The 18,843-nt window shown below is 43.3% G+C and carries 18 protein-coding genes; 9 read left to right on the plus strand and 9 right to left on the minus strand.

Going from position 1 to position 18,843, the window contains the following annotated elements; all coding sequences use genetic code 11:
• Positions 1–58 precede the first annotated feature (58 nt).
• Positions 59–1,327, plus strand: a complete 1,269-nt coding sequence (locus LEP1GSC058_RS12840; protein WP_039948372.1) for an LA_2444/LA_4059 family outer membrane protein — start codon at positions 59–61, stop codon at positions 1,325–1,327.
• Positions 1,328–1,386: 59 nt separating this feature from the next.
• Here the strand turns inward: LEP1GSC058_RS12840 and LEP1GSC058_RS12845 are convergent, their stop codons facing one another.
• Positions 1,387–1,905, minus strand: coding sequence for a DUF6580 family putative transport protein (locus LEP1GSC058_RS12845; protein ID WP_039948373.1), 519 nt, complete (start codon positions 1,903–1,905; stop codon positions 1,387–1,389).
• 121 nt (positions 1,906–2,026) lie between these two features.
• Between LEP1GSC058_RS12845 and mazG the strand changes: the two genes are divergently transcribed.
• The gene (gene mazG / locus LEP1GSC058_RS12850) at positions 2,027–3,235 is read left to right on the plus strand and encodes a nucleoside triphosphate pyrophosphohydrolase (protein WP_016550498.1); all 1,209 of its coding nucleotides are present in this window, start codon (positions 2,027–2,029) and stop codon (positions 3,233–3,235) included.
• A gap of 136 nt (positions 3,236–3,371) precedes the next feature.
• Complete coding sequence (locus LEP1GSC058_RS12855) at positions 3,372–4,115, plus strand: response regulator (RefSeq protein ID WP_016549497.1); 744 nt, start codon at positions 3,372–3,374, stop codon at positions 4,113–4,115.
• A gap of 62 nt (positions 4,116–4,177) precedes the next feature.
• Here the strand turns inward: LEP1GSC058_RS12855 and LEP1GSC058_RS12860 are convergent, their stop codons facing one another.
• The 5 genes from LEP1GSC058_RS12860 to LEP1GSC058_RS12880 form a co-directional block, all read right to left on the minus strand.
• Positions 4,178–4,810, minus strand: coding sequence for a hypothetical protein (locus tag LEP1GSC058_RS12860; RefSeq protein ID WP_016549842.1), 633 nt, complete (start codon positions 4,808–4,810; stop codon positions 4,178–4,180).
• Positions 4,811–4,833: 23 nt separating this feature from the next.
• Entirely contained in the window at positions 4,834–6,030 is a 1,197-nt protein-coding gene (locus LEP1GSC058_RS12865) for an NADP-dependent isocitrate dehydrogenase (protein ID WP_016550611.1), read from the minus strand.
• 63 nt (positions 6,031–6,093) lie between these two features.
• Entirely contained in the window at positions 6,094–6,669 is a 576-nt protein-coding gene (locus tag LEP1GSC058_RS12870; protein WP_016549403.1) for a hypothetical protein, read from the minus strand.
• A 360-nt stretch (positions 6,670–7,029) separates the two neighbouring features.
• Positions 7,030–7,338, minus strand: coding sequence for a hypothetical protein (locus LEP1GSC058_RS12875; RefSeq protein ID WP_016549868.1), 309 nt, complete (start codon positions 7,336–7,338; stop codon positions 7,030–7,032).
• 13 nt (positions 7,339–7,351) lie between these two features.
• Entirely contained in the window at positions 7,352–7,885 is a 534-nt protein-coding gene (locus LEP1GSC058_RS12880; protein ID WP_016550117.1) for an RNA polymerase sigma factor, read from the minus strand.
• Between the two features lie 356 nt (positions 7,886–8,241).
• Between LEP1GSC058_RS12880 and LEP1GSC058_RS12885 the strand changes: the two genes are divergently transcribed.
• Both LEP1GSC058_RS12885 and LEP1GSC058_RS12890 read left to right on the plus strand, forming a co-directional pair.
• Positions 8,242–8,676 carry an LIC_13246 family protein gene (locus tag LEP1GSC058_RS12885; RefSeq protein WP_016550349.1) on the plus strand — a complete coding sequence of 145 codons (435 nt, stop codon included), beginning with the start codon at positions 8,242–8,244 and terminating at the stop codon, positions 8,674–8,676.
• 102 nt (positions 8,677–8,778) lie between these two features.
• On the plus strand, positions 8,779–9,903 hold the full coding sequence (locus LEP1GSC058_RS12890) for a hypothetical protein (RefSeq protein ID WP_016550378.1): 1,125 nt from the start codon (positions 8,779–8,781) through the stop codon (positions 9,901–9,903).
• 84 nt (positions 9,904–9,987) lie between these two features.
• Here the strand turns inward: LEP1GSC058_RS12890 and lnt are convergent, their stop codons facing one another.
• A complete protein-coding gene (gene lnt, locus LEP1GSC058_RS12895) occupies positions 9,988–11,760 on the minus strand; it encodes an apolipoprotein N-acyltransferase (RefSeq protein ID WP_016549843.1) in 1,773 nt (590 codons plus the stop codon).
• A gap of 191 nt (positions 11,761–11,951) precedes the next feature.
• Here lnt and murA point away from each other — a divergent pair, with 191 nt between their 5' ends.
• From murA to LEP1GSC058_RS12915, 4 genes are read left to right on the plus strand one after another with little or no spacing between them, the layout of a single operon-like run.
• Positions 11,952–13,250, plus strand: a complete 1,299-nt coding sequence (murA, locus tag LEP1GSC058_RS12900) for a UDP-N-acetylglucosamine 1-carboxyvinyltransferase (protein ID WP_016550110.1) — start codon at positions 11,952–11,954, stop codon at positions 13,248–13,250.
• Positions 13,247–13,936, plus strand: a complete 690-nt coding sequence (locus LEP1GSC058_RS12905) for a 4Fe-4S dicluster domain-containing protein (protein ID WP_016550190.1) — start codon at positions 13,247–13,249, stop codon at positions 13,934–13,936. The genes murA and LEP1GSC058_RS12905 overlap by 4 nt, the downstream gene beginning before the upstream one ends.
• A 6-nt stretch (positions 13,937–13,942) precedes the next feature.
• The gene (locus LEP1GSC058_RS12910; RefSeq protein ID WP_016549692.1) at positions 13,943–15,115 is read left to right on the plus strand and encodes a SpoIID/LytB domain-containing protein; all 1,173 of its coding nucleotides are present in this window, start codon (positions 13,943–13,945) and stop codon (positions 15,113–15,115) included.
• Positions 15,112–15,858 (plus strand): hypothetical protein, encoded by a 747-nt coding sequence (locus tag LEP1GSC058_RS12915; protein ID WP_016551007.1) that lies wholly within the window; start codon positions 15,112–15,114, stop codon positions 15,856–15,858. Before LEP1GSC058_RS12910 ends, LEP1GSC058_RS12915 begins: the two co-directional genes overlap by 4 nt.
• Before the next feature lie 21 nt (positions 15,859–15,879).
• Here the strand turns inward: LEP1GSC058_RS12915 and LEP1GSC058_RS12920 are convergent, their stop codons facing one another.
• Positions 15,880–17,700, minus strand: coding sequence for a hypothetical protein (locus LEP1GSC058_RS12920; protein ID WP_016549878.1), 1,821 nt, complete (start codon positions 17,698–17,700; stop codon positions 15,880–15,882).
• Positions 17,697–18,842, minus strand: coding sequence for a penicillin-binding transpeptidase domain-containing protein (locus LEP1GSC058_RS12925; RefSeq protein ID WP_016550652.1), 1,146 nt, complete (start codon positions 18,840–18,842; stop codon positions 17,697–17,699). Before LEP1GSC058_RS12925 ends, LEP1GSC058_RS12920 begins: the two co-directional genes overlap by 4 nt.
• Between the last annotated feature and the right edge of the window lies 1 nt (position 18,843).

Genomic DNA, 18,843 nt, shown 5'->3' on the forward strand with positions numbered 1-18,843 from the left:
GAGTTCCTCGTCTAAGAAACTTACGCTTCCCGATTACCGAAACCTAAGAGGCATATTCTTGAAACCAATCCTAAGAACTATTCTCGTTTTCCTTATGGTACTTGAGATATTTATATTTGTTCCTATTTACGCTCAAGGTTCTAACGATAAAATTCCGGATCCTGACGCGTTAGAACGGGAAGCGGATGAACTGGAATACCAGGCCGGTCGTTCTCAAAATCCTGTAGAAAGAAGAAAGTTAGCGCAGCTCGCGGTGGACAAACGTAGGCAAGCTGTTGATGCCAGAAACGCAATTCAGGATCGTGAATTAACCAAGCCGTTCGATGCCGCGACGTTCGAATTACAATCCGTCGCAATGCAATCGACCTGGGAATCGGAAAGTCTTGCCCGAAATAAGAATATAGGCGCGAACACGACGAACGCACTACTCAATTATTCCGGAATATACCAAACGGCATTGAATGCGGCCAACGGGTTGGGAGCGAATCCGAATCTATTAAATAATAATATGACTCTTTACTCCAACCCGCAGGGAAATACTAGAACCGCATACCCGATTCGACTTTCTTATCTAAATAAAAATCGAACCTTTGGAATTGAAGTGAACTATCTAGATGTAAGAATGAAGCCTTCTTATACGACATTCGATGGAGTGCATTCGTCTTCCAATTTGCCCGGCGTTCAATTTCATTCGGTCGAATACAAACGCCAGGACTACTCTTTAAATCTGGCCTGGTATTTTCCAACGGGGACCGGCGCGAGAATCGGTCCTTCCATCGGAGTTCGGAACGTTGACATTTATTCTAAGGAGTACGGAAATATACCTGGAAATTACGGATTCGGCTCTATGTCGGAAAAAGCGACCGGCCTTGGACCCCAAGCAGGTTTCCGAATTTTCAAAAATCTAGCGACAAACGTGATCATTCATGCCCGATTCGATTATTTTAGGACATTGGGTCATTATGATCGGAATAGCCAAGGAACGATCAGCGGAATCGGAGGGAATCCATATCTACTTACGACAGGACCGACGGGTAACGTAAAAGATAATCTACTCTCAAGGACGGGATATGAAATCGATGCGGGAATTTCCTTACTAAGAACAAGATGGTTAAAATTTACTTTAGGATTTCAGTATACCGAAATGACATCCCGAGTCAGCGGTTATAATTATAACGCATCGGTTTTTCCAGGCGCTCCAGGTGACGGATTGTTCCTAAATCAAGTTTCCAAAACATTGGATCAAACGTCTTCGATGCAAGCCTTACAAAAGGACGTACATGATAAATTCTACGGATTTTATTTCGGAGCCTCTCTGCTTCTTTAAAGAAATAAAAAAGCCTCCGAAAACGGAGGCTTTCCAATCCGAAGTAGATCATCTTGGATCTAAGCGGCTTGTTCAGCGGGAACAACTCCGGATCGTTCCATTAAATAAAACGAGCCGAATAGCGCCGGTATATAAACCAAATCACCCAATAACGAATTCTGGAAAAAAGGGATCGCCGCAACATAGCATTCGACGAGCCCGGAAAAACCTGCGGGATACATTCCGGACGTTAGCCATACGAAAAAATTGGTAACTATAAAGAATGAAAAGGATCCGCCTAAGCCGGTGATCGCTAATCTTCCGATCGTTAAATTTTCGCGAAGCTGACGGCCCGCGATAGCGAAAAGAATAAACATTCCATAAACCACAGGTACTAATGAGTGAAAGCCGATCACTGCATCGCTAACCAACATAATTCCTAACGGTAAGAGAAGAGCCACCCAACGATTCGTGAAATATACTCCCCCAAAAAGTGAGATTGCTAAAATAGGAGTAAAATTCGGTAAATGCGGGAGAAAGCGGCTCACTACCGCTAAAGTAAGAAGAACAACAGCGACGATATTTCTGGATTGAGTCATGATAGTTTCCGGGATTTTAGGATAGAGTGAACCCGGAAACTGCCCCGTCAACCAATTCAAGAATGTTTTTCTATCGGGAAAAAGGGTAGGAATTCCAATAAACTATCGAAGCTTGACTAGTATGAAAGCCCCGAATCCGAATGATTTTCCGAATGCTGTCGCGTATCTCCGCGACATAACGGCAAGACTTAGAAGTCCGGACGGATGTCCCTGGGACCGAGAACAAACTCATCTCACTTTAGTGCCTTACATTTTAGAAGAATCTCACGAGGTTGTAGACGCGCTTCTTAGCGAGAATGACGAGCACGTAAAGGAAGAATTGGGAGATCTCCTATTCCAAATCGTTCTCCATGCGCAAATCGCTTCAGAGAGAGGAGCCTTTACCTTGGAAGACGTTGCAAACGATGTTTCCGAAAAACTCGTTTTAAGACATCCGCATGTTTTCGATCCTGAAAATTCTAGATTCAAGTCTGCCGATGAGGTCGTCGCAAATTGGGACAGCTTAAAGGAAAAAGAAAAGCAATCGAGAGGAAAAAACGGAAATAACGTATTCGATAAGAAATCATCCGTTCTCAGCGGTGTACCGGACACGTTTCCTTCCTTGCTAAAAGCGGAAAAACTCCAGAAGAAAGCGGCCAAGGCCGGCTTTGATTGGCCTGATCTAAAAGGAGTAGAAGAAAAACTACGCGAGGAACTCGACGAGTTTCTCACGGAGATCAAAGCGACGCCGGAAATTTCGGCCAATCAAGTTCGGATTGAAGACGAATTAGGAGACTTTTTCTTTAGCATCGTCAATCTTGCGAGAAAGCTCGGCATATCTTCCGAGTCGGCCCTTACCCGAACGAATTTGAAATTTAAGAATAGGATCAACTTCATCGAAGAAGAACTCGCCAAGCAAGGAAAGAAATTCTCAGAAACACCTCTCGAGCTACTCGACGAAATTTGGAATCGAGCTAAACTCGAATTGAAAATCGAATCCAGCGATCCTATGACATTCAGGAAAAATTCCACACTAGCGACCGTTCGGGAACTTTCCCCATATTTCATTTGGAAAGAAACGAGCGAAAGCGATTGGCCTAAATCTTATAAGTTCTCCTATCGATCCGACGAATATCGACTTATTTTTTCCGGATTCGGCTCCTTAACTTTACTCCCTGTAGAAGATCCTTGGGGAAGAAAAGGACAGCCGATTTTCTATCTAAATTTGGGGGAAGAAATCTCAAAAGGACCAATTTGGCAGGATTTAGAAGGCGTTTCTTATACAGGGCCTGAATCGATATACGAAGGCATATTGGATGCGATCCGATCTTATAAAGAGATTCTAAAGTAAAGAGTATTCTTTTAATGCCATTTCGCCTTATTCACAGCTGACTTTTCGTGAGCGCTTAGACCTTTTTTCTTGAAGAACCCGAATTTCAATCGTCCATCATATATACGGGAGGAAATTTCTTTCCCTTTAATACGACGTGGAAACGATCAAATTCAAAATCATGGTAGTCGATTCCGGAAGAGTCGCTCGAAAAGTAATCGTATCCGAATTTGCGGATCCTGACTTTCAAGTCGTGGAGACCTCGAGCCTTGACGAATCAGCCAAAATCGCATATTCAGAAAAATTTGACCTTATCACTTTAGGAGTACATTTCCAGGACGGAACCGGTTTTGATCTCTGTAAAAAAATCCGAACGGAAAGAATAAACGAAAAGCCGTTCGCATCGTTCAATGCTCGAATTCTCTTCGTTACCTCCGAATATAATGATGCGAACCGAATTAAGGCGCATGACGTCGGCGCCAACGGATTTTTAGAAAAAAACTCGGATTTAATTTCCTTCAAGGAAACACTCGCCGTCATTTTGAAAGATCTAAAGTTAGAACGGCAAAACACGGTTAAGCAAATTAAATTTCCGAAAGAGTCCGATCTAAAAATCTCCTTATTGGTTGACGATTCGGAATTAAATTTAGTTCTTTTTAGAAGATTATTGGAAGCCCGCGGTATTAAAGTACAGACGGCAATTTCGGGAGAACATGCCCTCCGTTTACTTTCCGAAAACCCGCATCAATACGGAGTTCTTTTAACCGACATGTATATGCCTAATATGGACGGGGACGAGCTCTGCAAAAAAATACGAGGGATTCCGGGACTCTCGGAGTTAAGACTGGGGATCATAACGGCTTCTAACGAAGCGGAACTCGCTATGACAAAAATACCTTGAGGGGTTAAGATTCTTATGAAACCGTACGATCCTGATCAAATAATAAAATTTATAAACCATAGTTAAGAAGTAAGGAATTCTAATCCCACTAACACATCCGGAAAACATTCCTTGCGAATATCCCCTTCCAGCTTCGGAAGCTTCGAATACCAGTTTTTATCTTCGTATTGCAAATCCATCCAATAGAAGTACAGAGTTGCTTCCCCTAACTCGTTTTCGATTTTGATTTCCGAGAACTCCTTTTTTAAGTCGCCGGTTCGTTCGAAGATTTCGTTTCCCTTCGTTCTATATTGAACTTCCCAAGGCTCGACCCTAAATGGCGTGCCCTGAGCGTTCGGTTTTCCGGGTAAAAGTTTCCAGCTTTTGATCAGAATCCGAGAAACATCGTCGTATTTCAAAGTTTTTGAATAAACTACGTTCTCCCGTTTATGTTTAAATGCGAATTCCTTCGGCGCCGACTTCCAAGTTCCGACAATCGTCCTCCCGTCGCAAAAGTAGCCTTTGACCTTCGGTCCTTCGGCGGGGTTCGAAGTGGCGGGATTTCCTTTTGATTCTCCTCGGACATCGAGACCGGGTTCTGTAGGTGATGTGGGTTCTTTTGGAAGCTGAATTTTTTGAGCAGGCAAAGATCCGACTACTAGCAAAAAAAGAAGGAGTCCGTACAGACTCCTTCTGATATTTCTTTTAAGTTTCACGGGAAAAACGATCCCAAAAATTCCTAAAGGCGTTTTTGGATCGCCTCCATGAACTTGAAGGTATCCAATTCTTTCGGATTCGGACTCGTCGCTAAGAGGGTAAGATCTTTCGTCATTTCTCCGCCTTCTATAGTGTCGATCACCGCCTTCTCCAATTTTCTCGCAAAATTGACTACATCCGGAGTGCCGTCCAATTCTCCTCTTTTTTCAAGGGCTCCGGTCCAGGCAAAAATAGACGCGACCGAATTTGTGGAAGTACTCTCACCTTTTTGGTATTTGCGGTAGTGGCGAGTCACAGTTCCATGAGCGGCTTCATACTCGAATTTTCCGTCGGGAGACACTAGCACTGAAGTCATTAAGCCTAGTGATCCGAAACCGGATGCGACCATATCCGACATTACGTCGCCGTCATAGTTCATTAACGCCCAGAGCATTCCCCCTTCGTTTTTAACGATTTGAGCGACCGCATCATCGATTAGGAAATAAGAATATTCGATTCCGGCTTTTTTGAGTTCGTCCGCTCTCTTGTGAGATACTTGGTCGAAGATCGTTCTAAACCTAGCGTGATATTTCTTGGAAATGGTATCCTTGGTCGCAAACCATATATTGATTTTTTCGGAAATCGCGTAATTGAAGCAAGCCTGTGCAAAACTCTCGATAGACTTATCCAAATTGAATTGTCCCATAATGACGCCGGGACCGTCGAAATCATTGATAAGAACTCTTTCTTTTTCCTTACCGTCTTTGGTAGTAAAGACTATCTCTACTTTTCCCGCCTCGGGAATATAAAGTTCGGTGTCTTTGTATAAATCTCCGAACGCATGCCTGCCGACTACGATGGGTTTCTTCCAGGATCTGATTGCGGAAGGGATATTATTGACGATGATCGGTTTCCGAAAAACGGTCCCGTCTAAAATGGAACGAATAGTCCCGTTCGGAGATTTCCATTCTTTCTTTAAATTGTATTCTTTTACGCGATCTTGGTTGGGTGTGATGGTTGCGCACTTTACGCCCACCCCGTATTTAAGAATGGCATTGGCTGAATCAACGGTAACCTTGTCTTCTGTTTTGTCCCTGTATTCGACACCTAAGTCGTAATAGTCCAGTTCGATGTCGAGATAGGGATGAATGAAACGATCCTTGATCTCTTTCCAGATGATGCGGGTCATCTCGTCCCCGTCCAGCTCCACTAAGGGAGTTTTCACCTTGATCTTAGCCATTGGGTTCTCCTTGTATTGTGTAGATAAATTACAGTTTAGGCTTGGTGTCCATTCTCTCCGTCCTTAGGACTTGGGGAAAGAAGGATTCTCTTTAATTTTTAAGATTCCGTTTCTCAGATAATATAGGTTCTGAGTCCCGAAATAATTAATAGCGACAGGCAACGAAACGATCCCAAGGACCGAGAAATATCGATACTTCAAGGAATCTTTTTGAGACACATTATGAATGGTTTTTTCCAGCCTCATAAGGATCCTTTTCCAACGCTCAAAAACCGACTGGAGACTCGGATTGCATTCATCGAAATATAGACCTTCTGCGGAAGTGACAATAATATCTTTTAATCCGGGCGGCAAGGGTGGAGAACCGAATAAATCCCTGACTCTTACCAAATCCTTTTCAATTTCAGACTCTTGTTGGCGAGGAATAGGAAGAATCGAACTGATTCCGATAGAGACTGGAAGGGATAATCGGAAGAGAAAATCGGACGCCACCATCGAATTTAGGTAGCGACGGACGGTTTCACCCAATGTGTCCGGGTGGTCAAGCTGAACGTCGCTCAGATTCTTGACGATTTGGATTGTATATTGGCTGAGCTTGATCTTTTCGATCCAGAACAGGCTCAATAATTCCGTGTCCATGGCGGTATGGGTACATTTTTTGAGTTTCCCTTTTTTGGCAATCTCTATCCGCAAAGCTGGACGAGACGAACCGCCTTTTCCAGGCAGGCCGCCACTGAAAGACTTCAGACACGGCACTCTTCCCGACGAACGACGTACGCTTTATTGAGACCGTGAAAAACGATTTTCATTCGTCCTGCAATGAAGAATCGTTCTTTTTCCAACCGATCAATCGGCCGGGTCTCGAACGCTGCAAAGGAGCATACGATTGCCGCTTCATATTTTTCTTACGCTGCGCAAAATTGAACGAAGATATTCGATCGAGTATCGGTCGGGAGCCACGGAAGGAATTTCGAAAAACCCATCCGCAGCTCCTTCATTTCATTCCCCTCTAGTCGTTCTAGATTGGTTATCCATAGACTGTTGCATTCTACGTTTCATCCGACGCTTCCAATACCGTTTGTGGCGACCGCCTCCGAGGCCATGCCCGCCTTTAAAAAGTAAATGAGATAAAACGAATATTCCTAAAGCTTGCCAATAGGTAATCTGTTTCCAGGCAAATAGATCGGGTAAAAGCCAGTTCCATAATTGCCAAACGACGGCTGCAGCGGCAAAAAAGAATAGCGGGATAAAAAGTATCCAAGCAAAAATTCTGCCAGTTCTAGATCTTCGCGAACATGAATGGTTCATAATTTTTTCCTTATTAAAATTCTTCGAGGAAAAGTGACTTTAGCGCTTTCAACCGTTTGGATAGAAATTCCTTTGCGTATGCCTTTCTGGCCGAAAGCGTTCCTTCCGGGACGCCGGTTTCCTCGGAGATTTTTCGAAAAGTTTTTCCTTCTAAAACATTTGCGATAAAAACCGATTTTTGCTCGGCAGGAAGTTCTTCAACGGCAAGAGAAAGTTCTTCTAAAACCAGTTTTTGATAAAATTCCCGTTCAGGTCCTATCCTTTGCTCAGGAATCGCTCCTTCGATATCGAATTCGCTTTCCAGCTGAGGGCCAAGATACCTTCTGGTTTTCTTTTTACGATACCAGTCTCCGACTTTATTACGAAGAACCGCGTATATGTACGCCAAAAGGTATTCGATGGACCCGTTCGAATCTATCTCCGCCACCGCGATCAGGAAGGATTCTTGTAACAGATCTTCCGCCTCTTCCGGGTCGGAAACTTTCGACCTTACCCAAGCAAGGATCTTATTCCGCTCTCTTCGATAAATTTTATCCAAGGACACCAAGGTGATTTTTTTTCCTCATAAACAATAGTTGTCTCTTCAGAAAATTCCTTGGTTTTTTTTAATTATTTCGCGGAAAAAGGTAAGAAGATGATCCAAAATGGAAAAAATCCAAAATCAAATGTGTCGTCATCGATAGAATTCATAGCAACCCCTCCCAAAAAGGATCCTGCTCTAAGTCGTTTCAAACAGGAATTTCTTGTCTTTTTTCCGTAAAAAAACCTATAACCGATTTTTTTGAAAATCCCGATTCAAAACGCGCATCTCTAAGAACGGGAAATATCCGATCGGGTCCTTTTTTTCTTCCAAGTTTTTACGCAACATCAAGGCCTCTTTACCCGGGATATACGAGGTAACTGATGAGACTGAAAAGAACTAAATCGATCGATCACGAATTGAAATGGATGAAACTGGAAAAAGAGAAGGAGGCATTTCTTAAAATCGTTAAAACCCTAAATCGATACTATGATTCGATCAAGGGGCCCGAAAAGATCAATCCGACTTCGTTTCGAAAACGATTGGTGGAATCCGACCCGGATACCACGGAAATTTTTTTCAAAAAATTCGGTAAATATGAATTCTTAGTCTTTGCTCGAATATCTTCCGAAGGTAAAAGCGAATTTGATTCTTGGATTCATATCGACGGAATTCGGCAAGAACGAGAGGAACTATCGGGACAGAATGTAACGGACCATCCGGTATTTTCGATTCGCTGTCTCAGCGATATTTATGAGGATTCCTGCGTTCAAATCTCCGATTCGGAATTAGAAGAAATAGAATTGTCGCAGGCTTGATTTATTTATACGGACGATCACTTAGTATTTTATAAATTTTCTTTAGCGATTCGTGAAAGAAGTACTTGCCTCCGGAGAAAAAAGGATTAGGAATTGGAACCCATGTTTTTCTCCGACGGAATTTTCTTTCCAAAATATATAAGAACGTCTGTTATTTTACTTACGTTAGGATTTCTCTTTTCCAGTGAAATCAGCAGCGAAGACAAAGCATTGCGAGCGAGAAAGACTAGCAAAGGAGAAATGGCATATCATCCGTATCCGCAAGAAGGATATTTTCAAGCTTGGAATTATTCTTTTACGAACGATCATCTTTATATTTTTGCGACTTTCTTAGTTAGTAATCTCGGTCCTGGAACTCGAAATAGCGGTATTAGTTTGGTAGTCTATAATAAGGAGAACGGGACCAGGTTTTTCACAAAAGAGTTTTCAAAGGACGATCTAAAAGCGGAGCCCGGAGCAATCGAACTAGAAATCGGCGATAATTCCGTTGCAAAAGGAGGAGAAGGGCCGGAGATTCGCATGCAAATTGGAGACACTCAGCTCTTCCTTTCTTACAAGACAGGATGGTGGAAGGCAGTTTCTCTATCCGGAGGAAAAATAAATTTGCCTGAAAAAAATCGATTTGTCCAGGCCGACATGGCTTTTTCCTTCGTCCCGACCTGGGGGTATATCATTCTTAACGGCGAAAAAATACCTTTAGATGGACGAGGCGGTATGGAACATCTCCTCACCAACTACGAAGTTTATAAATATAGTCGGAGATGGGAATTATTTAGGGCGCAGAATAGCGAAGGTGAAAAATTATATACCGGCGGCTTTATAGGGAATGAAACTTTTCCTGATAAAGAAATCCGAACTATAAGCGCCGTCGATGCAGGGGGAAAATTACTTTTCTCGGCCAAGGTGCATAAATCCGAAATTTTGGAATCCGAAACCGAACCGTTTTCGGATTATCTACTTCCCGTTCAGGAGAAATTTTACATGAACGAAAGCGGCTCTTGTTCGCTTTTAGTTCAAAGAAAGGAAACTGTCGGGAAAATAAACGTACTATCGAACATCTCGTCAGTGTTACGATTCTTCGTACGCCTATTTTTTGCAAAGCCGTATCAACTTTATTATTTAGCGGAAGCGAAGCTCGAATGCCCTGTTCCACCGGACGGCTTCGGACATTTGCCCAAAGATCATCGCTTCAACGGTATCTTTTCCTACTATTTAATTAATCCGTAAAATTCCTTCGAATCGAGGAAATCTACAAGTCATTGAATCGTAGAAGCCACGGTAGTCCAGGTCCACCGTAGCTTTTCTGTAATATTACTGATTCTTCTTTCCTGAAGAAACTAATAAGGTCCCGTAATAGATTCCAGTAAGAATTAACATCAACCAAGGAACCAAGTTCCCGTAGGTAACATAAAAGCCTGGTTGAGAATCGAAAACCGCCACTTGTTCCCAGGTAGTCTCCGCCCTCATTAAGCCTGTCGATTTTCCGGGAAGAAACCGACCAAGATGATCCACAAATCCTGAAATACCCGAATTCGTGGATCGGACTAACCATCTTCTCCATTCTATCGACCTTAATCTTCCCAATTCGAAATGTTGATCGCTTTCAGTGGTCGTGCCGTACCACTTATCATTCGTAAGATTCGCAATAAATTCGGGATTTCCGGAATGTCTAAACTTCCGAACGAATTCAGGAACAATCACTTCATAGCAGATCAAGGGAAGAATCGAACCGGTCTCCTTTAATTCGATCCGAGTGGATTCGTAGTAACGCCTCGTGGCCTCGGCGTTCAATTCTTCGGTATCCTTCCAGTAAATCGGGGCCGGCATTGCCGGGAGCGTTCCGATACCGGAATAGTAAGGCAATAATTTGAACGATTCTCCCGGTTCGAATTTCCCGGTTTGAGGGCTGAGATCGTACATAAACTCAAAAGGCATTGTTTCTCCGAAAAGAACCAAATACTGCTTTTGATACGCCTCTCTTCGATTTCCATTCGGGTCATATATTACGTTATTATTATAATATCGCAAGTATTCCTTTCCCGAACTTACCGTCTTATACTTCGCGTCTATTTCGTTAAAAAGAACATTCGCTTTGTATCGATTTGCAAACGCGATCATCAATGCTTCGAATCGATACCAATACATCCGATTTAATTCGGTTATCGGAGTTTTATTTGCGGAAAAATACGGAATTCCGGCTTCGGGTAGAACGATTAGATCGGGTTTTTTCCCGGCTTTGCGAACCGCCTCGTCGACAAGCGTATCCATTCGCTCCATTAATTCTTCGATAACTTGCAACGGAGAACGACCCCGATCGTCGCGAATGCTCATCGGCGCATCCGGTTGAACCACCAATACTTCGAGAGTCTTGCTCGGTTTCACGTCCTTCCATTTGAAGTATAAGGAAATCCCGACTATCCAAAATAAAAGAAATAGACCGAACGGGATGGCCCAAAACTTCGCGAAGTGCAAAGATTTTTCCTTGGATCTTATTATTTCAGGTAAATGGAATAGATTCGTTTCAAAGAGAGTGTAGGAAATTACGAAAACAAGAAAACTTAATCCGTAAACGCTGGCTATCTCTACGGTTTGCGCGAGAAGAATATTCCCGGCAGCCAGATTTCCCCAATACCAAGGAAACAATTGAGGACCGAGCATATCGGCGGCCAATCCGCAAAATCCCGCAACCCAAACGCTATGCCTTCCGATTTTCTTCGTCAAGAACGCGTAGGACAATAGGAATATCGGAAATTTCGCCCCGAAAAGAACTCCGGCAAGAATCAAGATTAAAGCCGCCAACGGAGCCGGAAAATTCCCGAAGACTTGCGCCATATGGAAAATCCAGTGAAAAGCTACGACATAGAAGAAAACACCGAACAGAATTCCGTGCAAAAGCAATAACTTGTATCGTCCCGCATACTTATGCGCGATCCAAAAAAGTCCGAACGGAGCGATCCAAACAAAATGACTTAGATAAAACGGAGCAAAGGCTAAAAAGGCAAAGACAGAGGTCCAAAGATAACAGAAAAGGTCGAACCAGCGGGTCTTTTGAAAATTTCGAAAGTTGTTTAAAAACGAATTCATGGATACCAACGTTCTTCGGAAAAAAATAGACTGACGTCAACCGATTTCGACCGTACAGATCGATTCTTGGTTCCGGCCTATCGTTACGAACCGATTTCTTTTGCTCATCTTCTCTCTACGCAAATCGGTTTTTCGGAAATGCTTGCCGGAACGGGGCGGGTCGGCAGTCTATCTGAAAAGTCGGTAGTCGAATGAGTTCCTCTTATTTTAAAATTACAGGTAAAAATCCGCTCCACGGAACGGTCTCCCCGCAAGGGAATAAGAACGAGGCTCTTCCTATTTTAGGCGCAATATGCATGACCCCCGGAGAAGTCACCATCCGGAATATTCCCCTGATAACCGACGTTCTCATGCTTTTAGAAGTTCTTAGACATCTCGGACTCGAAATAGAAGATCTAGGAGAAGGAACTTTCTTATTTCGAAATAAAGGGAATATTAAGTCGGATCTTCCTTACGAACTTTGTTCAAAACTCAGAGGCGCCGTAACTCTCGCAGGACCGATTCTTGCTAGCACTGGAAGAGTTTTTTTACCTCGTCCAGGCGGCGATAAAATCGGTCGAAGACGAATGGATACTCATCTTCTCGCACTTCAGGCATTAGGCGCCTCGATCGAAGTTTTTCCGGATGGGTATGAAATCAAAGCCGATCGACTACGTGGAACGGATATTCTTTTAGACGAAGCATCCGTAACGGCTACCGAGAACGCTGTTATGGCCGCCGCATTGGCCGACGGAACGACTATCATACGTCATGCAGCTAGTGAACCTCATGTGCAGCAGTTATGCAAATTCTTAAATGCCGCCGGTGCAAAAATCTCCGGAATCGGTTCAAATATTTTAACGATCGAAGGGGTGACGTCCCTTGTTGCACCGACCGAACCGCATCGAATCGGCTCCGACTATCTGGAAGTCGGTAGTTTTATCAGTTTAGCCGCCGTTACCGGCGGAGAAATCTTTATTCCCGACGTAGATCTCGAAGATATTCGAATGATTAGAATGGTGTATTCGCGGTTAGGAATCGAAGTTCGTCCGCAAGACGGAGGGATATTAGTTCCTTCGGATCAGCAAATGGAAATTATTCCCGATTATCACGGCGCCACTCCTAAGATAGATGATTCCCCGTGGCCGGGATTTCCCGCGGATATGACTTCCGTCGCTCTCGTTACCGCAACCCAATGCAAAGGAACGGTTTTAATTCATGAAAAGATGTTCGAGTCCCGACTCTTCTTCGTGGATAATATCATTTCAATGGGAGCGCAAATCATACTCTGCGATCCGCACCGAGCAATCGTGATCGGACATTCTAGATTGTATGGTCAGAAAGTAGCGAGTCCGGATATCCGAGCAGGAATGGCTATGATCATAGCCGCCTTATGTGCGGAAGGAACCAGCTTTATCCATAATATTGTACAGGTTGATCGAGGCTTTCAAGAAATCGATACTAGACTTCGTTCCTTAGGAGCTCATATCGAAAGGATTCGGGAAGAATGAACCGTAAGGACTTCTTCCGCAAAAGCTTTTCTAAGGCGATTGCTGCGGTAGAAGAAAGCGCCGACGAAATTGCGGATGCCTGGAAACACGTTATCCAGGAACAAAAAACGAAAGAAAAATCTCCCGCCGATTCACCGCCTTCTCTTAACAAAAAAGGTTTAACGCCTAAGCAGGAAAAAATCGCTCTTCCTCAAACTAGGTTACCGAAACGAAAGAAGTTTAAAGCCTTCCGAAATTTACAGTATCCTCCGGGTGTGGACAAAACGGCTAAGCGCTTCTTATCCAAATGCACAGGTTGCGGAGATTGCATTTACGCTTGCCCGTACTCCGTTTTATTTCCGGTAATGGACGATGCCCGCGGCAAGCATCTGCCTAGAATGGATGTGAATTTAAATGCGTGTATGCTTTGCAAAGATTATCCTTGCATTGCTGCTTGCGAAACCGGCGCATTACTACCCTACAAAAAAAAAGAAGATCCTAAATTCGGAAAAGCGAATGGTTGGTTTCAACACTGCATCAATGCAAGGACGGGGGAGAAAACTTGCGACGCGTGCGCGTTATCATGTCCGATTCCGAACGTGGTCAAGTTTAAGTCGAATAAGCCGACCTTCTCATCGGATTGCGTAGGCTGCGGACAATGCGTATCCGCTTGCCCCACATTTCCTAAAGCAATCATCATTAAGTGAAATGAAATGCTTCGAATCGCTTTTTCGATCTCGATTTTATGTTTTAGTTCGGTCTTTGCGACGAATCCCCCAACCAGACTTCGAATCGGAGTTCTCGGTAAAAGTTCCCCGACAAGCGTTCGCATCGCCGTAAAAAACGCCCGAATAGACATCGATCAAAAAAGATCGGGACCTATAAATGCCGATTTGCTAGTAAAAGCGGAAGCCGAAAAAATAACCGTCGTAATCGGTAATGAAAAGTATAAAACTGATTTTCTAGGAATATCGGGAGGAAGCTATGAAATCTTTCTATCGAACGATCCAAATAAAAGAAAGTACGAAGGCGACTTTGAAATATTCGCAAAATCCGGTGCTTTAAATTTTATTCTTACTCTTCCGACGGAAACATATGTTCGAACGGTTTTGGAATCCGAATTCGGGGAATTAATTCACACGAAGCAAAAACGTTCCGTTTCTCCCGACTGGAAAACCGAATATACTCGAGTCGCTGAAACCGTGATTCGCTCCTATGCCGTAGCGAATTTAGGAAGACATAGGCGAGAGGCCTTCGATCTTTGCGACCTTACGCACTGTTTACATTTTTCAGGATCCGCGCAATCCACTAATTTAAATCGCTCCAAGGAGCGATTACTTTTGAAGATTGCAGTTGATAAACCGCTAGAAGCTTTTTTCCATTCGACCTGCGGAGGTAATCTCACACATCCTTCAGTCCTTTGGAAAGATTTCCCGAAGAGGAATCACTTTTATAGGTCGGGTCCTGATCGTTGGAGAGGATCGGAGGATCTATGCAGGAACTCCCCGCATTTTCGTTGGGAAACCGTCATTCAACGAGCCGACTTAGCGAAATTGCTCGATAGTAAGGACTTGCAATCGGTGGAAATAGTCCCGATGGAAAGTAGAATTTCAGAACTAAGTTATATAGACAATCATGGAAATCATAAAATCGAAGTTTCCGAATTCTTATCCCGTGCAGGGAAACGTTTTGGATGGAATCGTATTAAGAGTAATTCGTTTATCATCGATTCAAGTCCGAACGGGTTTTTATTTCGTGGGAAAGGGTTGGGTCACGGTCTCGGACTCTGTCAATACGGAGCGAGAGAAATGGCTATGAAAGGGGCTACGTCTCAAGAGATATTAAATTTTTATTATCCAGGGACGCAGTTGGAGATCCTCCAGTGAACGCCGGCGAAAAACGATTTACCATTCTGTTATTGATTTTACTAATCTGTTCCTATCCGATCCTAACCGAACCGATCCGTATACGCAGCGAAGAGTTTACTTTCATCTACCTAACTGGGGACAGTTCGATCGATAATAGAGAAGCGGGAAGCGTATTGCGGAAATTTTCGGAATTATTTATGGAAACTCTTCGTAAAGAATTGGATCGTCTGAATGTTAGAAGGCCGAATGAAGCTTCGATTTTCGTCGCCGGAACCCCTACAATTTTTCAAGTTTATTCGGGGCAGCCAAAGTATTCTGCCGGCTATTGTTCACAAGATCGCCGGATACTTTATTTTCAGAGACCGAACCTATTGGATGGCCGAGGAATTTTAGAAAAGACGATTCAACATGAGATTTGCCATTTTCTCCTGCCCGTCAGCGGGAAAAACGATTCTCACTGGTTGGAAGAATCGTATTGTGAAACACTTTACCCCATAAATAGCGAGCGATCAGCTCCATCGAATCTAGTTTTTCCGGAAAGATGGAGGATATTTCAAAAAGAACTGAATAAATCCTTAACTCAAGGCTCTATAAAGGACAGAAAAATTGCTTATCAGAAAGCGCGCCGGTGGGGCGCCTGGCTATTAAAAAAAGAAACGGAAAAGGGCTTTCGAAAACTCCTGGAAATCGAAACCCCCGATGGAAAGTGGGAAAAAGTATATGCAATATTCTTAATGAATAGGAAAGAATATTCTCCGTAGAATTCGTTTCGAGACTTAAATCTAACGATTTAACACTTTCATTTTTCCCCAAGAACCGTCCTCCGGCCCATTCCCGAAAGAGAGAATCACCCTATCAAACACGGAAAATTTATCCAGAAACGGTTGAATGTCCCGATCAACGGTTTTAATCGAATATTCCGAAGCGTCTTTCGAGCCGTACACGTAGAAGGTCCGTAAATCTGTAAGAATGGCCGGGACGTTGATCGTTAGATGATGCGGATATTCCTTCAATTCTTCTGTTTCGGTAACGGAAAGTACGTCCGTTTGGTTAGGCCGATTGCCCTTCGATGAAGAAATCGCTTCTTCTACGCTTCTTCGATCCGAAGCAAAAAAAGTCCAATTTCCTAGTTTAGCTGTAGTAGGATTATAAAATCCACCGTTCTTAATGGAATAGGATTCCAAAGGCACTTCTTGAAAATTCGATTTCGAAAGATTTCCGACTTTAAAGAAAGCTCTTAAAAGACGATCGTCTTTAATTGTCCCAGGCAGTCCGATTCCGAATCTAGGATAAATCATTCCCTGATGATTCTCAAAGCCATGAAAGCTTATAGAGATACCCGGAGACTCGCCGAAAAATTTCGCAGCTTGTATATCGGCCTTCTTTGCAAATCCTTCCCAAGCCTGGCTAAAGTCCGCCCAGTCCTCGTTGAGTGACGATAGAGACGTCCATAGATCCGAAGATTTCAACTCGTCCGAATATAAAACGAGATTCGCGTCTTTTGGGAGAATTTTTCCCAGACTCGGATTTGCGATTTTCCGGTCTTTTGAAACCGATTGATTACCGCCGATGCGATATAAGCTTCCCGCCAAATTTTGTCCGTCTTTCCATCCGAGTAATAAACCCGCGCCGGAATCATTAAAGAAAGGCCGGGTCAAAGGTGCGAACATGGAATTCGGACCGATATAAAGGAGAATTTTGTTATCTTCAGTTTTTCCGGATTCCTCTCGCAGGGCTCTAAAGCCCTTGGCGTTGACGATCGAAGAGTTTTTCGCGGAGCCGGCTAGACTCAAGGATTCATCGAGCACATCATCCGAATTCGTAAGAATAATAAAGTCGCCCAAAATCGCGACGTAAACCTTCCCGGTTCCGAACTCATATCGAAACGCTTCAATATTTCCGAATGTTTCCGAACCGGCGGCAAACTGGTCGACGAAATCGTCGGCGGAATGCGTGACTTGACTTCCTCCGGCGTAACCGTAAGAGGATTCCTCCCCTTGAGTTTCATTCGCTTTTATTTCTTCCTTGTCCGGTTTCCCGGAGGAAACGATCGTCTCACCGTTAAACGCAGTGAGTAAACTGACTCCCAATTTGGATTTTAAACTAGCCTTGCCTATTAACAACCATTTTGATTTTGGAAACAGTGCGACCGCTAAAGGACCGTCAAAAAGAGAGGCTAGTCGGGAAGGCTCCGTTAAAACTCCCGTTTTTGCCTCCAATAAATAAAGCACTGAGCTTACTTTTCTGAGTTCGGGAAGCGTTAATATTTTTTGGAATGTTCCGTCTTCCGAAAATTGCTTTCCTAAATTCGTTTGAGCAATCTCGTTCATAACCGTTTCTGGTCGAAAAACTTCTATGATCAAATCTGCATCTTTTGAGATTAAAAATGCAGGATCATTGATTGAAGAATCAATAGAATGTCTTCCTTTCATCGTCATATATGCGCCGAATGTCAGTAGGCAAATTCCGATTACGGCAGGAATTCCTACGAAAGGATCGCCGAAAATTTTCCATTTCCATGAAACAGCCGATGTTTGCGGATAAGAAAATTTTCGAAATGAATCTCGAACGATTGCCGCACATTTACTCAGAAGTTTCTTCATATTTTCCTCCGAAAGATTTCGTTTCGTTCAGTCGGACTTATTTCTTTTCTTCCGATTTTATTTAATAGATTTTGCACTAGAATCTTAGCCTGCTTTCCACCCGAACCTTTTTCCACAAAGGCGGTGAGAATGTACGCTTTCCCTTTCCATTTAAATGCCAGAGTAATCCAGCCGTGGGTCTCGAATTTATGACCGTATTTCGTTCCCGAGCCGGTCTTCGCCCCTATAATTTCCAAATCGGATTTCCCATCCATTTTCAAACCCTTCAAAGTACCCGATTCGGGAACGTTCGAAAGTAAGGTTCCGATTAATCGCAAATCTTTCGGGGCAAATCGATTATCCATAATTTTAACGATCGACTGTTCTGTTCTCCAAAACGGGGATAAGATCGGGCCTTTGGACCATATAGCTGAATATAATTGACTGACTTTAAGAGGAGAGACTGCAATCCCCCCTTCTCCGATGGAGGTTAGAATTTTTCGTAAAGGACTCGGACTCGATTCCAATTTACCGATAGGCTCTATATACGGTTCCAACCTTGCTTTCGCAGATTCACTTAAACCCCAGTCTTCTTGAAGCTTAGAATAAAGAAAATCGGGATCCTTAGCCGCATTCGCAAGGAAATAGACATTACAGGATTGCACTAACCCCTTTTCAAGATCGACTTCTCCGTGACCGTTAGCGATCGAACATCTTATATATTCCTTTCCGGAATCATCTTTAGGTAAATTTAATGTTTTAAGATCGAATTTATTCGGAGCGAAAACTCCGGTTGGATAAAAACGGCCGTTGCAAGAAATCGTTTTTTGCGGGAGAAAGGAAAAACGTTCTTTGTATTTTAAAAAAACGAGCGCAGAAAAAGTCTTAACCAGAGACCCCGGCGGAAATTTTCGTTCTATAGCGATTTCCGGTCGATAAAAATAAATTAACTTTCCGGTTTCCATTTCGGCGATCAAAACGGCTGTCGTTCCGTTGGAGGATTCAAAATCTCGAACATCTTCATTCAAAAAATGGAAAGGAGTTCTCGGTGCGGATTGTGCCGAAGCGAAAAAATCCTTTCCAGGGCAGATGACGAGTACGATCCAAAGAGCCATTCCGAAACGGCCGATTTTTCTTTCGGTATAATTGACTAAATTCGGCAAT

This window comes from Leptospira fainei serovar Hurstbridge str. BUT 6 (assembly GCF_000306235.2).
Lineage (GTDB): Bacteria > Spirochaetota > Leptospiria > Leptospirales > Leptospiraceae > Leptospira_B > Leptospira_B fainei.